This is a genomic window from uncultured Proteiniphilum sp., assembly GCF_937873925.1.
In the GTDB taxonomy this organism is placed as follows: Bacteria; Bacteroidota; Bacteroidia; order Bacteroidales; family Dysgonomonadaceae; genus Proteiniphilum.
This window is the reverse complement of sequence record NZ_CALNAT010000127.1, coordinates 1-15,374: the sequence shown is the minus strand read 5'-3', so window position 1 is coordinate 15,374 and position 15,374 is coordinate 1. Positions and strand designations below refer to the sequence as shown.

Below are 15,374 nucleotides of genomic sequence, written 5' to 3'. Positions count from 1 at the left end.
GGATCAAACTAAACACCCTGTTTTATGAAGTGGATCAATAGAAATAACAGTCAAGCCAACTATGAAGACCGCAGGGGTAGAGGCAGGAGAAATGCAGCCGTCGGCGGAGTAGGAGCGGTAATCATTGCTGTGATCGCCTTATTGTTGGGGCAAAATCCTTTCCAGGCCATAGACATGGTGAGCAGTATCGCTCCGGGAGAATCGTCCGAGGTGGTAGATCCTTCCAGGGTCCATGAGAATGAAGAGTTGAAGGTCTTTACGCTGGGGGTGTTTAACAGCGCCAACGATGTGTGGGAAGAGATATTCGGCACGCAACTGAATAAGCGTTATGTGCGCCCTACTTTGGTCACTTTTACAGATGCAACGGTTTCGGAGTGTGGTGGAGCTACGGCTTCCGTGGGACCTTTTTATTGTCCTGCAGACCAGAAAATGTATATTGATCTGAACTTTTTTCATCAGTTAAAGTCCGATTTCGGGGCCGAAGGCGATCTGGCTATGGCCTATGTAACGGCCCATGAGGTGGGGCACCATGTGCAGAAGTTATTGGGGATCATCGATCAGATGAATCAACACAGAGGACGGATCAGCGAGGCGGAATTCAATAAACTGAACGTGAAATTGGAGTTGCAGGCCGATTTCCTGGCAGGGGTTTGGGTTTACCACGCGCAACGCATGAACATGATCCAGCTTGAAGCGGGTGATCTGGAATCGGTTATCAGTGCAACGACCGCAGTCGGCGACGATACCATTCAGAAACGTTCTATGGGGTACAGCGTTCCCGATTCCTTTACGCACGGCACTTCCGCGCAGCGTACCTACTGGTTCAGAAGAGGGATGGAGACCGGCGATATCAGCCAGGGTGACACCTTTAATGATCCAGGTCTGCGGTAAATACTACCGTTGGAATACCCGGGAATAGATGATTTTACTGTCCAAAGTTAAACTTTTTTGTTAATTTTGAACCGTACTGTCTTTAAGAGTTTACCAAATAATTAAAACATACTCCTGAAGAATATCAAAGAGAAAGTTTGACTATAGGATTATGCTACCCGTTCGATCACTAAATAATGTAAATTATGATTCACTTAAAGTCTTTCAAAATCTACCCTGCAGGCATGATGTTCCTGTACTTAGTATTGTTTTCGCTTTTTATCTCCTGTTCGGAAGATCGGGAGGATGAATTGTCTTCTGTCTCCCAACTCGATTCCTTTGCCTTTCATCCTGAATTCAATAAAGATCTGGAAACAATTGCGACAGGTACAATATCGGACCCCGGTATCATCGTATCGATCCCTTATGGCGTGTCGCTTGACGGTTTGGTCGCCACATTTACCTATTCGGGTGCATCGGTAAAAATAGGAAACGCGGAACAGGTCAGCGGCGTTACAGAAAATGATTTCAGCGAACCGGTAGTTTACAGTGTGATTGCCGAAGACGGAACAAAAACCGATTATACCGTTACCGTAACAAAGAACTTACCGCGTCTCCCAAAAGTCTATATCAATACAACAGGAGGTGCGCCTATCCTGGATAGGGAAAATTATGTGAATTCAACGGTTATTGTAGAAGATATTGATAAATACTATACCAGTGAAGTTAAATTTACTTCTACAGCCGGAATAAGAGGGCGGGGAAACTCAACGTGGGGAATGGACAAGAAACCGTATCGCGTAAAATTAGACAGCAAGGCATCTCTTCTGGGCATGAGTAAGGATAAGGATTGGGCGCTGCTCGCCAATCATACGGACAAAACATTGTTGAGAAATATTACCGCTTTCGAGATATCGCGGATAGCGGAAATGAGCTGGACGCCGGCATCTGTCAGTGTTGATTTCTACCTGAATGGAACATATCAGGGAGTTTATGGGTTGACTGAACATGTGAAGGTGTCGGAAGAGCGGCTCGACATGGAGTTAGTAAAGTCATCCGATAATGCGGGTGAAGCGTTGACCGGCTTTCATTTCGACGAACCGTCTAAATTCAGAACGGATCAGAAAGGGCTGCCAATCATGTTCAAAGATCCGGATGGACCGACGGATCCGCAATTCGAGTATGTAAGGAATTATTTCAATACAGCCGAACAGGTTTTGTATTCAGATAATTTTAAGCACCCGGAAAACGGCTACCGCAAATATATTGATGTGGAATCGTTCATTAATTATTACATCGTACAGGAACTTGCCAAGAATGTGGACGGCAATATGCGGGGTAGTTGCTACCTGGCTATTCGCCGGAACGGAAAAATCGAACAACCCCTTATATGGGATTTGGATATCGCTTTTGGCAATGCCGACCACATCACATGGGAACAAGGAGCTTCTTCCAGGGAATGGGACGGCTGGTTCATTAAAACCTGCTCACCGTGGTTCGACCGCTTTTTTGAAGATCCCTATTTTGTATCGGAATTGAAAAAACGGTGGAATGAACTGAAACCCGAATTGGACGAAATTCCCGGTTTTATCAGGGAACACGCTTTCGCATTACAGGATGCCCAAGCAAGGAACTTCAGTCCCAAAGCCAATGGCGGGGCCGGATGGAGCATTATAAAACCCGAATGGAACACAATTATAGTCAGGGGGTCTTACACAGCCGAAGTCGATTATCTTGTCGATTTTGTGGAAAAACGGCTCCAATGGCTGGATACAAATATTAACGGATTGTAGGTATAATATTGACTGTGAGTTCTCACAAACAGATTTTGTTGTTTAATAATTGTTTTAATTGCCGTTTTTTATATTATTAGTATTTGTCATAAGTTTTTTCTATTTTTATTTTCTGTTTTAAAAAAATATTATTCCTTTGCGAAAGCAAGTGGTCTTTATTGGGTATTGAAATAATTTTTTCAATACCATAGGGTACCTTATTAAGCAGTTATTCAGTTTTAAGGGGCTTTTCTATTTTTAATACAAAATCTTGTGTACGTACACACTCTGAGAACAGAGAACAATCATAAACAAAGAATAATTCAGTACAATCATTAAAACACGCTAATATGCAAACACGATATTCCTCAAAATTGTTATTGATAGTTTTTGTTTTCCTGTTTTTTTGTCAGGGTAACAGATTTATCCTCACGGCACAAAGGGTGGACCAGGGAGGTATTTCAACGCTGGAAAATCCTATAACCGTACAATATTTGAAAAAGAATTTACGAAAATCTCACCCGAGATTAGTGCTAAATTCATCCATTGAAAAAGGCTTAAAGGCTAAAATTAAGTCTGATCCCCTGGTCAGGAATATGTATAATGCCATAAAACTGAATGCGGGCCAGCTCCATGACAAACCGTTTCTCGAAAGAATCCAGACCGGAAGAAGGCTTTTGAGCGTATCCCGCGAAATGTTGTACAGAATGAATATGCTGGGTATGGTTTACCGGATAGAGGAAGACCCGAAAATTCTTCAACGGATAAACGATGAAATAACGGCGGTTTGTAATTTTACCGACTGGAATCCTTCTCATTTTCTCGATGTGGCGGAGATGTCCCTGGCTGTTGCACTTGCACTTGACTGGACAATGGGTGATCTGCCAAAAGCTACGGAGGAGTTGGCGATCAGAGCCTTAATTGATAAGGGTATCAAGCCTGGCTGGCCGGAGGACGGTAAAAATCCAGGTTGGGCATACGGTAATAATAACTGGAACCAGGTTTGTAACGGGGGAATGATCGCCGCTTCCATTGCCATTGCCGAAAAAGATCCGGAACTTGCGGTGAAAACCATCCGGAGAGCGCTCGACGGATTACCCCGCTCTCTCGCCTCCTACATGCCGGATGGAGTATATCCGGAAGGATCCACTTATTGGGACTATGGAACAAGTTTTTCAGTGGTGACGATTGCTATGTTGGAAAGCGCTTTCGGCAAAGATTTTGGATATAGTGACTATCCCGGATTTAAAGAAAGTGCCCTGTTTAGAGTCCTGTGTAACGCGCCATCGGGCTGGTATTATAATTTTGCCGACTGTGGAGATAAAAGGGGTACTAATGGAGATGCAGTCCTCGCGTGGTTCGCAACAAAAACAGGCAATAAAACTTTTTTTGAAAGAGAGAGGTTTCTTATGCCTGTTGACCGGATGAGAAGATTAGCCCGGTTAGATGGCGCAGCCCTTGTTTGGATCTCGCAATATAAAGAAAGGTCTGATATAGAAATCCCCACCGCATGGAAAGGAGACGGTCCGAATCCCATAGTGATATTTACAGGCGGAGAGGATGACCCGCATCAATATTATTTTGGTGGAAAAGGCGGCAGGGGTACGGTAAATCATGGGAACATGGATGGTGGCTCTTTTATTTTCGAATTAGATGGAATCCGTTGGGTTATCGATCCCGGAAATCAGGATTATTATGAACTGGAAAAGACCGGCTTTAACCTTTGGGGGAGTTGTCAGGATTGTGAACGATGGACTTTGCTGACCAAAAATAATTATGGACATAGTACGTTAACTGTTGATGATCAATTACATGTCGTTGACGGATTGGCTACAATAAAAGAATTCAGTGGTGGAAGTAATCCTGAAGCGACCATAGATCTGACACCTGCCTTTAAAGGCCATCTGGCAAGGGCGGAAAGAACGTTTACCAAAGACACTTACAACTCTCTGATCATTGAAGATAATATCGAATTATTGGACTCAACAAAAGTGATCACCTGGCAATTGGTAACCCAGGCCGATGTCGAATATACTGATTGTGGTGTGAATTTACTGCAAGAAGGAAAAAAACTTAAGGTAGAAAATTTGTCACATCCCGAATTGTCGTTTTCGATTGTATCTCTTCATCCTGCCCCGTTGAAGCTCGACCGGCAAATAAAAGGACTGAAGAGATTAGAGCTAAGGATACCCGCATGGATTATTCAAAATAAAAAAGACAGAATAAAAATCAGATTATCAGGAGAATAATATGGCATGTTAATTCCTTCAAATTATAAGACCCCAAATAATATAAAATTAAAGTTGAGACAAATGAAAAAGTTATTATTCTTGTATTGTGTGATATTTAGTGTTTTTTGTGTTGAATCCTGCCAGCATAAAAAGACGGATAAAGTAAACATCATCGATGAAAATATCGCCTTTGCAGCAGATCAGTATGAACTGTTATTACAAAGCATAGAAGATCCGGAAAAGTTGCTGAATCCGAAATCATTTATTGATGGAGAAATGAAATTTATCCCTCCTCAGGAATGGACCTCCGGTTTTTTCCCCGGTAGTTTATGGTATATATATGAGTTGACCGGAGATGAAAAATGGAAGAATGCAGCCATAAAATATACCGAGATGTTAGATACGATTCAATATTATACAGGTAACCATGATGTGGGTTTTATGATAGGCTGCAGTTATGGTAACGGATATAGACTGGCCGGCAATGAAAATTATAAAGATATAATTGTACAAGCGGCAAAATCATTATCCACCCGTTATAATCCCTCCGTAGGATTGATTCAATCGTGGAATGCAAATCCGTCGAAAGACTGGGAATATCCTGTGATTATTGATAATATGATGAATCTGGAATTGCTTTTTGATGCGACGGAATTTTCGGGTGATTCCTCCTTCTACAATATTGCCGTAACCCATGCCGATAATACGATCAAGCATCATTACAGATCCGATTACAGCACATGGCATGTAATTGACTATAGTAAGGAAGATGGAACCGTGAGACATAGAAACACTCACCAGGGATATGCCGATGAAAGTGCATGGGCCCGGGGACAGTCGTGGGGCATCTACGGGTATATACTTTGCTACCGGAAAACAAAAGACCAAAAATATCTGGCACAGGCGGAGAAGGCGCTTGAGTTTATTGCAAATCATCCTAATTATCCTGAGGATGGAGTTCCTTATTGGGATTATGATGCACCTGAAGTTCCTGATACCTACCGCGATGCTTCGGCAGGATCCATTCTTGCCTCTGCTTTATATGAATTGTCGACTTATTCAAATAAAAGAAACTATCAAGAATGGGCGGATAAAATCATAAATACCCTTTCCAGTCCGGATTTTAGAGCTCCTTTAGGTGAAAATGGAAATTTTATTTTGATGCATTCCGTAGGAAGTTTACCGCATAATTCAGAGGTGGATGTTCCTTTAAATTATGCCGATTACTATTTTCTGGAGGCCCTGAAGCGTAAAAAAGACCTGAAAAAATGAAAAAAGACGCTGTTTTTAATATTACCCTCTTTTCAATGGGAGTTTATCCTTTTGAGAAAAGATCCCGTAGTATGAAGGCGATGATTTCTGGTGGATAACTGATAATGATCAAAGCCGGCTTTGTGTTTATACAATTATTTTTGCGATAATAAGCATCAGAAGGGAGAGTTGATATTCCGTAGCCGGCTCTTCATTGTAATATTCCAGCACATTTTCACGAACCATTTTCATGGCTGTTGCAAACCGGTTCATGACCGATTTCGGGGAGATATCCAACGATTTGGCCGTCTCCTGTACAGATAACTGTTGCTCCCAGCGCAGCCGGAATACTTCCCGTTCCGAAGGCCGCATCTCCCGTATTGTGCAGGCGATGATCCGTTCCAATTCTTTCAGGAGGGTTTCCTCGTGCGCATAGTTTGCGGAAAGATGAATCAATTCCGGAAGGGCCTCTTCCCAAAGAACCTGTTTCGGTTTTTTGCTGTAAAAATCAAGGATCTTATATTTTAACCTGATGAACAGATAATTCTGCAAACAACCGCCGGCACCCCCTGTAAGAGAATCTCGTTTATTCCATGTTTCTATCATCAGTTCCTGTACGATATCCTGTGCATCATCCTTGTTCATATATTGCGTGGCCGTTTTATATAAACGTCCTGCATAGCGCGTAAAAACTATCTGAAACCGGGATCTGTTACGTAATGCCTCTAAATCGGTGATACCTTCTGTTGCGTTATTATCTGAAACCATATTCAATCTCCAATGTTCGCACCGCAAAGTAATGAAATGAATGTTACGAATTCGTCTTTTTCGGACTATTTTTTTTCCGTATTTATATTTATTTGGCTTTATTTGGCTAAAATTAATAGGGATATCCGTTCCTGAAAGCCTGCTATTATAATAGTGAAACTTTATTTTAGGTTATCATCAAATGAATAAACTCAAGAAGATTTTTTCGGCTTATGTACGGGGAAAATCGACCGGGTACGAGAAAGAGATCATCGACCTCTGGTTTAAGGAAAAAGGTAAATCATCCATCGATCCGGTGAGTGATGACGAGGCCAACCGTTTTTCCCTACAGGCCTGGGAGGAGTTCCTTTTATATATGAAAAAAGCAGAAGGGCGTCGCCTGTGGAATCTGCGGATCTCCTACGGGTTGACCGCAGCGGCCGCGGTGGCCCTGTTGCTGGTTTTTCTTAATTTTCCCATAAAAAGACCGGCCACGAACGGATATCCGCAAGAACAAAACATTACCGCTGAGGCAGCTGTAGTCAGACAGTTCGTTACCGGGGGGAATATGAAAAAAATCAGGCTTCCTGATGGGTCAGTAATACATATGAACAAAGAGACTGTTATTTCACTCAGAAAAGGAAGATTCAATGCATATACCCGGGAAGTGTGGCTTGAAGAAGGAGAAGCTTTTTTTGAAGTAAGTAAAGACTTCAGTAGACCCTTTATCGTGCATACTACCGATGGCCTGAATACCCGGGTATTGGGTACCTCTTTCAATATCAAGGCCTATAGTCAGCTGAAAGAGAAGGTAGTGAGCGTAAAGACCGGTCGTGTTCAGGTCAGTAGCGAAACGGGCGGGAGAATACTCCTGGATGTGAATAATAAGGCCGTCTTTCACACGGCAACGCAGCAGCTCACCGCGGGGATAACGGATGGTGCGGGTGCCGCGGATTGGCGTAATGGCCGTATTGTACTGGAGCACGTAAGTATGAATGAACTGGCATTCAGGCTCCGGCAATATTATGATGTGGAAGTGGTGAATCATATCGTTCCAGAAGAGATGGAAATATATACTTCTTTTTATATTGATACTCCGCTGGAGCATGTAGTGAAGAATATTGCAAATATATTTGGAACCTCCTATAAAATAGAAAATAATACGATTGAGTTTTATTGAAGGAATCGCAAGTTAATATCTTGAAAGATTTAAATATATAGAAAACAATCATTATATATTCCATAGACAAAAGTATTTATAATTAGGTTATTATTAAACATTTTTCATTTGATGGATAAAAAAACATGGATGACAAGGTTCTTTGCCGTTATGATGGTATTGTGGTTGAGTCCGGGCTCATTGTTTGCTATTGTACAACAAGAGAGTTTAGTTTTCCACAGAGAACCGATGACGGAGAGATTAGAAAGAATAAAAGAGTTGGGAGAAAATACCGGTCAGACGCTTTCTTATAGCCGCTCAATCATTCGGGGAATGGCACCTGCTTTCACAGCCCGGACAAATAATATGGAGGAGTGGTTGGACAGATCACTGAGAGATTCCGATTATACATATAAAAAGGTAGCCGATAAGGAATATATTGTGATAGTCAAAGAAGTGGAAAGTGGGATTCCTGAACCTGAAAAGATGGAGCAAACAGGAACGGTAAAAGGACGAGTGACTGATAATAACCATATTCCTTTAATTGGTGTAAACGTGGTTCAGAAAGGGACGGCAAACGGAGCGGTCACCGATATGGACGGAAACTTCTCATTGAAGATTCCTGTAAACAGTCCTATTGTGTTTTCCTATATAGGGTTCGAAAAACAAGAGAGAGTGTGGGATGGAACTGCCCAAATGAATGTGACCCTGACAGAAGATGCTGCTATGCTCGAGGATGTTGTCGTGATTGGCGCCTATGGTACAGTGCAAAAAAGAACAGATATGGTCGGTTCAGCTTTTCAGGTCAATTCGGATAGAATAAAAACTTTACAGGTAGCACGTGTGGATAACTTATTGGAAGGGATTGTTCCCGGGTTGCAAGTGATGCCTAATTCCGACGATGCGTCAAGTACAAAACAACGATTAAATTTAAGGGTGCGGGGGGAAGGATCCATGAGCGCTTCCAACGAACCGTTGTGGATTGTTGACGGTACGCGTATTTTTAGCGGTGACAGAACCAATATGGTTTCAGGAATGAGCATCTCAATTAGTCCATTGACCTATATAAATCCTAACGACATAGAAAGTATCACAGTGCTCAAAGATGCAACAGAAACCTCTATATATGGTGCTGATGGTGCAAATGGAGTTATACTGGTAACCACCAAAAGTGGTTCATCCGGGAAACCGGAAGTAGGGCTTTCTCTGCGAACAGGAGTGGCACAAATTAACCAAAATGCCCGGTTTAAAGTGTTAAACGGAAGAGATTATTTAATGCTGGCTAAGGAATCATACCTTAATTCGGGGCGTGATTTGAAAAATTTCCCTTTTCAGGATAATGACCTGAATAGTTACAGTGCTACTCATACTGATTGGTCCGAAGTATTTTATGATAGAGCATACCAGACAAACGCGTATCTGTCTGTCTTGGGAAGCGGGGTAGGGGTTAAGTACTATTTGTCGGGCGGTTATTACAATGGTCAGTCTACCGTCATCGGGAATACACAGGAACGCTATTCAATAAGGGGTAATCTGGACATTGAGATGTCTCGTAAGTTTGATTTTTCATTGATCTATGCGGCCTCTTACAATATCAATGATGTTTTTGTTCCGGGTAATGATTATTATGAATTTTTGCCTATCTATAGCCCGACAAATCCTGACGGTACCTATAGATTATATAATAAAACCTTTTCGGGGACTGATTCCTCCGGGGATCCTGTTTGGCAGACATCCCGTTTTCTGAATTCGGTGGCCGAGAGAGAAGAGAATGACCACAGGCAAAAAGCAGGAGTGACGAATGTGAATGCTATTTTAAGGTATCGTATAATAGAGGGTTTGTCATCCACTACTCAGTTAGGGGTTGATTATCAGAATTTAAACGAAGACGAGTATTCGGCAAAAACAAACTGGTCAGGTATATCTTCCACAGCAGGTAGCATCGGTTACTCCAGCCGGAATAATGCTACCTTCTTAACCTGGACTGCTATTGAGCGATTGAATTACAACAGAGTATTCGGCAGGCATCATATCGGAGGGTTACTTGGTTTTGAGGCCAGTTCGGAAGATACGAGGACGATGGGAGCAAATGGTTCTGGTTTTATTAATGACAGGATCAAAGAAGTTTCCTATGCTGTGGACAGGAATGGAAGTAGCAGCAGGAGTATATCCAGGTCATTGTCCTATTTCCTTCAGGGGAATTACTCATTTGATCATCGCTATTATTTCTCCATAAATGCCCGCAGGGATGGTAATTCCGGATTTGGTTCAGATTCGCGATGGGGTAATTTTGCTTCTGCCGGTGCTTCCTGGAATATCCATAATGAGCATTTCTTCCAATCTGAACACATCAATATACTAAAATTGAAATTGTCTTACGGATCGAATGGCAATTCGAGAATAGGCTCTCAGGAGGCATTGGGGATATATTCTTACGGGGAAAGCCATAATTATATGGGAGAATTAGGCGGATCCATGTCCGGCAGCCCCAATAAAAGACTGAGCTGGGAAACTGCTTATATGACGAATATAGGTGTACGCATAAAGATGTTCAACCGTGTGGACCTCGAACTGGAGGCTTACAACAAAAGAACGGTTAATCTTCTCAGTAACATTGATGTATCAAGAACTACCGGTGATACACGAAGTTACCGCAATTCCGGTGAAATAATCAATCAGGGAATAGAAGCAACGTTAAATGTAGATTTGGTTACCAGGAAAGATATTGATTGGTGGGCTGAATTGAATGTATCCCATAATAGAAATAAATTGGTTGAATTGTATAATGGGATCGAGAAAGTGATGGGTAATTATATCTGGAGGGAAGGATATGATTTAAATACCTTCTATATCATACGTTGGGCGGGAGTAGACCCCAGGGACGGTGCCCCGCTCTGGTACGACAGTGAAGGTAATCTAACCAGAATTTATAATGAACAGCACCGGGTTCCCTGGAAATCGGCCTCTCCCATTTTAACCGGAGGGCTTACTTCCCAAATAAGATATAAAGATTTTTCCGTCAAAGGGATGCTCTCTTTCGTTATAGGAGGTTATGCTTTTAGTACTTTTGGCCGTAATGTGATGTCGGATGGGTTGGATATAATGTCTGACAACCAGTCTGTAAACCAGTTGGATCGCTGGCAAAAACCGGGTGATGTTGCTTTGTCGCCCAAACCGATATGGGGAACATCCACCAGGTCGGTAATGAGTTCCACCAGGCATATATATAAAACGACCAATGTGAAATTCAATAATATTGCACTGAGTTATGCATTACCGGAGCGATTTTTGAAACTTATTGATGTGGAGGCTTGCAGTCTCGATTTGATCGGAGATAATTTATTTATCTGGACGCCTTACGATAAAAAGGATCGAAATAGTTATAAGCAATCTATGAGAGGCTATCCGCTGGAGACAAGTTTTTCATTAGGAGTTAATTTGAGTTTTTAAGGAAATGTAGAATAATATTAAATATAATCGTATGAAACGAGCATGAGAACCGTTTTCACACAAGGACATAATTATCGCGAGTTCCATACACCGAAAAAGAAAAAAATAAAAATAATCGTATGAAACCTATATTGAAAATAGTTATTGTAATCAGCTTGTTTTTCTCTGTTTCCTCTTGTGATTTTCTGGAAGTTGAAACGGTTGGTAGAACAACGATGCCTAACTTCTTTTCGGATGTTCCAGGATTAAAAGCGGGATTAACGGGTAGTTACACCAAGATGTTTAATTATTATTCTTCAGAATTTTACAAATATCCTGAGGTGGCAGGTAATATGGTGGATCTGAATCTCATCAGTTCCGATGTGGAAATGGTGGATCAATTTAACTTTACCTCAGATCCCGAACAGGAAGTCGGTGCGGTGGGATATATCTGGAGAAAGATTCTGGAGGCATTGGCTAACGTGAACAATGTTTTGGAGTATGCCCCGCCATTGATTGATGCATTTCCGAACCAGGAAGCAGAAATTAAACTGGTGCAGGCTCAGGCACTGTTTTTAAGGGCTCTTTGTCATTTTGACTTATACAGGGTGTATGCTCAGCCTTATAACTACACCGCTGATGCTTCTCACCTGGGTGTACCGGTTTTATTAGTAACACCGGGGCCTGATGATTTACCTTCACGCGCCACAGCCAAACAGGTGTTTGACCAGATCATCAAGGATTTGAATACTGCCGAATCGTTATTTGGAGACAGTCCCATGAGAGATGCATACCATGTCTCGAAAAAAGCTGTATGGGCTTTACTGAGCAGAGTTTATTTGTATAAGGAAGATTGGAATAACGCGATTACTTATGCATCAAAAGTGATAGAGCAGTCATCATTGGCATACGAAAATGATTATCTGGCAATGTATAATAATATGATTGCCGGTGAAGAAGCAATATTACGGTTAAATGGCGTATTAAAAAGCAAGTCACTGGGTATTTTTTTCTCATCCGGTAATCCATTGGTTACGGCTGCAGACACACTCATGAGTTTATACACAGATGCAGAAGATATAAGATTACAATTATTCGCTCCTGACATCAACAATGAAGTCAATATAACAACCAAATACAGAATAGAAGTGGATTATACTCCTGAGCTGGAGCGATATGATCCCTTTATCTTACGGGTATCCGAGATATACTTAAACAGGGCGGAAGCCTATGTGAGAAATAATGATCTGACAAATGCTGCTAATGACCTGAAAGCGATCATTGGAAGGGCATTAAACAAGAATGTTTCGGAAGTAGAGTTAGACTATGCGAATAGAGATGAACTTCTGTTTTTGATAAAAAAGGAGAGAGCCAAAGAACTCTGTTTTGAAGGACATAATTTCTTTGACATAGTGAGATACAAGGATGATTTGGTGAGAGGCGTCACCACCGCTTCCAATGTTCAGCACCTTTCATACCCGAACGACTTATTTGTATTACCTATACCTCAAACAGAGTTAAATGCCAATACAAATATGCAGGGAAATCCGACAGTTAACAATTAGACATTACAATGAGCATATATCTGCAAATAATTATTGATAGTTTTAACATCCTAATAAAAAATAGAATAACCCTATGAAACTGGAAAAAAATATTATGTGCGTTTTGGGAGCATTGTTGTTTTTGTTCACTTCTTGCGGACTGGATGAGAATCCGGTTTATGACCTGAAGTTTATCCATATCATGGTCAATGAATCTTCCACTGTGACGGTTTCATCAAAAGCAAATATGATAGGTACTTACAATGTATATTTGAGTGCCCCCGCTTCAAACGAAACGGTAACGGTTACTTATGAGGTAATTGTTGGTGATGGTTTGAAAGAGGGTGTTGACTATAAATGGATGAATAAAGACAATACCCTTACGTTCCTTCCCGGTATTTACGATATGCCAATCCGTATTCAATGGATAGTGAATCCCGTTGATCCGTCGAAAGACAATACGATCAAGATAAAACTGATCAGTAATGATAAGGGCTATACAATCGGGTTACCCGGACCTGCACAAAATCAGTCTGAATTAACAATAACAAAAGCATAATGCATCTTCATAAAAACTTATTTTTCCTGTTAACACTTTCATTATTTGTTGGGTATGTTTCTGCAAAAGATATCCAACAGCATCCCAAACTGATCAAAGGTACTCTTCACAACGGGTTGACTTATTATATCTATCCCAATGACTATCCGAAGGGAGAGGCTGTCTACCGATTGTTTATTCAATCAGGCTCTGTAAACGAGACAGAAGAACAGAGGGGGCTTGCTCATTTTCTGGAGCACATGGCATTTAACGGGACAACCCATTTTCCCGGCAATGAACTCGTGAAGTTTCTCGAATCCAAAGGGGCGAAATTCGGAAGAGATTTAAATGCGCATACTTCTTATAACGAAACCGTATATAAGTTAAAACTTCCGGCAAATACAGACGGTATGGTGGATACAACCTTAACCATCCTCGCCGATTGGCTGGATGGCCTTTTGCTGGAAGAGGATGAAATTGATTCGGAAAGAGGGGTGATCATGTCCGAATGGCTGTCTAAACAAAAACCGGAGGTAGAAGTCAATGATTTGTTATTGAATGAGTTGATGAATCATTCCCTATTCGCGGAAAGAAAAGTTATAGGAGATACGGCAATCATTCAGAATTTTGAATATAAGACACTGCGTAATTATTATGAATCATGGTATCAACCTAATTTAGCAGCTGTTGCAGTTGTTGGTGACGTTGATCCTGGAAGGGTGGAGGAATTAATTCAGTCCAAGTTTTCGGGAATGAAAAATATGAACAGGTCGAAACCGGTGGTTCATACTATTCCCGATTACACAAATGTAAAGGCAAATGCTGTTATTAATAAAGGTCTTAAAAAAACTGATTTGACTTTGATTCAGCTTGTTCCTCGTTCCGAGCCGGTAAGGAAGGAAAGTGAATATTATCTTTATCTGCAACGCACTGTTCTTAACAGGTTATTCGGAAATCGACTGAATGCACTTTCATTTACAAATGATGTTTATGCCAAGGGGAGTATCGGGATATCCGACTTCTTAAATACGAAAGGTGTGCTGATGGCATCGGTAGAGTTGATGCCCAACAAAATTGAAGAAGGAGTATCTGTTTTTATTTCTCAACTGTCCCAAATCTATCAATACGGTTTTCTTCCTGAAGAGATTGAAAAAGTGAAAAAAGCATCTTTAAGCTCTAAAGAACGGGCAGCTAAATCAGCACAGCCGATCAGTTCTTCGCTGCTGATGGATGAAGTGTATGCTGATTTTTTTAAAGATTATGTTGTCACAACACCTCAGGAAGAATATCGTTTAACAAAGAAATATATCGATAACATTGACTCCGTTTCTATTGTCCGTATATTGCATCAGTTAGTGAAAACAGATCAGACTCATTATATCTTTTCATCATTTGAAGAGAGCAGTATGGCCGATTCTATACGATTGTGTCAGTTTATTGATTCAATTCAAAACGAAAATATTCTCCCCTACCAACTTAAAATTGATGTGCCGTCTCAATTATTGGAAAATGAGCCGGAACCGGGACGAATTATCAGTGAGAAAAAGATACCGGAGATTAACGGTACAGAACTTATTCTATCCAATGGGATAAGAGTTATTTATAAAGAAGCCGTCTCCGGTAAAAACAAGGTAAATGTGTCTGCATACAAGAAAGGAGGTCTATTTTCTTTAGATTCGGTTGATTATGTGAATGGCGTTTTCTCTCCCGGTGTAGTATCTCTTAGCGGGGCCGGCGACTTTTCGAGAGATGAGTTGTCTTATTATCTCGCGGGTAGTTCAGCTTCGGTGCGATTGTTAATCGAGAATACACGTACGGGCATGGTTGCAAGTT

The 15,374-nt window shown here is 41.3% G+C and carries 10 protein-coding genes; 9 read left to right on the top strand and 1 reads right to left on the bottom strand.

The window, feature by feature from the left end:
• Window positions 1–24: 24 nt before the first annotated feature.
• From Q0502_RS08350 to Q0502_RS08335, 4 genes are all read left to right on the top strand, one after another.
• Window positions 25–891: a neutral zinc metallopeptidase gene (locus tag Q0502_RS08350; RefSeq protein ID WP_298649548.1), complete on the top strand. Its 867-nt coding sequence runs from the start codon at window positions 25–27 to the stop codon at window positions 889–891.
• Between the two features lie 185 nt (window positions 892–1,076).
• On the top strand, window positions 1,077–2,663 hold the full coding sequence (locus Q0502_RS08345; protein WP_298649546.1) for a CotH kinase family protein: 1,587 nt from the start codon (window positions 1,077–1,079) through the stop codon (window positions 2,661–2,663).
• A gap of 329 nt (window positions 2,664–2,992) precedes the next feature.
• Window positions 2,993–4,891 carry a heparinase II/III family protein gene (locus Q0502_RS08340; RefSeq protein WP_298649544.1) on the top strand — a complete coding sequence of 633 codons (1,899 nt, stop codon included), beginning with the start codon at window positions 2,993–2,995 and terminating at the stop codon, window positions 4,889–4,891.
• A 63-nt stretch (window positions 4,892–4,954) separates the two neighbouring features.
• On the top strand, window positions 4,955–6,145 hold the full coding sequence (locus Q0502_RS08335) for a glycoside hydrolase family 88 protein (protein WP_298649541.1): 1,191 nt from the start codon (window positions 4,955–4,957) through the stop codon (window positions 6,143–6,145).
• Window positions 6,146–6,271: 126 nt separating this feature from the next.
• Here the strand turns inward: Q0502_RS08335 and Q0502_RS08330 are convergent, their stop codons facing one another.
• The gene (locus Q0502_RS08330) at window positions 6,272–6,892 is read right to left on the bottom strand and encodes a sigma-70 family RNA polymerase sigma factor (RefSeq protein ID WP_298649537.1); all 621 of its coding nucleotides are present in this window, start codon (window positions 6,890–6,892) and stop codon (window positions 6,272–6,274) included.
• A 181-nt stretch (window positions 6,893–7,073) separates the two neighbouring features.
• Here Q0502_RS08330 and Q0502_RS08325 point away from each other — a divergent pair, with 181 nt between their 5' ends.
• The 5 genes from Q0502_RS08325 to Q0502_RS08305 all read left to right on the top strand — a co-directional run.
• Window positions 7,074–8,051, top strand: a complete 978-nt coding sequence (locus Q0502_RS08325) for a FecR family protein (protein WP_298649534.1) — start codon at window positions 7,074–7,076, stop codon at window positions 8,049–8,051.
• A 111-nt stretch (window positions 8,052–8,162) separates the two neighbouring features.
• Complete coding sequence (locus Q0502_RS08320; RefSeq protein ID WP_298649532.1) at window positions 8,163–11,480, top strand: SusC/RagA family TonB-linked outer membrane protein; 3,318 nt, start codon at window positions 8,163–8,165, stop codon at window positions 11,478–11,480.
• A 119-nt stretch (window positions 11,481–11,599) separates the two neighbouring features.
• Complete coding sequence (locus Q0502_RS08315) at window positions 11,600–13,024, top strand: RagB/SusD family nutrient uptake outer membrane protein (protein ID WP_298649529.1); 1,425 nt, start codon at window positions 11,600–11,602, stop codon at window positions 13,022–13,024.
• 73 nt (window positions 13,025–13,097) lie between these two features.
• The gene (locus Q0502_RS08310) at window positions 13,098–13,562 is read left to right on the top strand and encodes a hypothetical protein (protein WP_298649526.1); all 465 of its coding nucleotides are present in this window, start codon (window positions 13,098–13,100) and stop codon (window positions 13,560–13,562) included.
• A partial coding sequence (locus Q0502_RS08305) for a pitrilysin family protein (protein WP_298649523.1) occupies window positions 13,562–15,374 on the top strand: 1,813 nt, incomplete at its 3' end. The genes Q0502_RS08310 and Q0502_RS08305, both read left to right, overlap by 1 nt.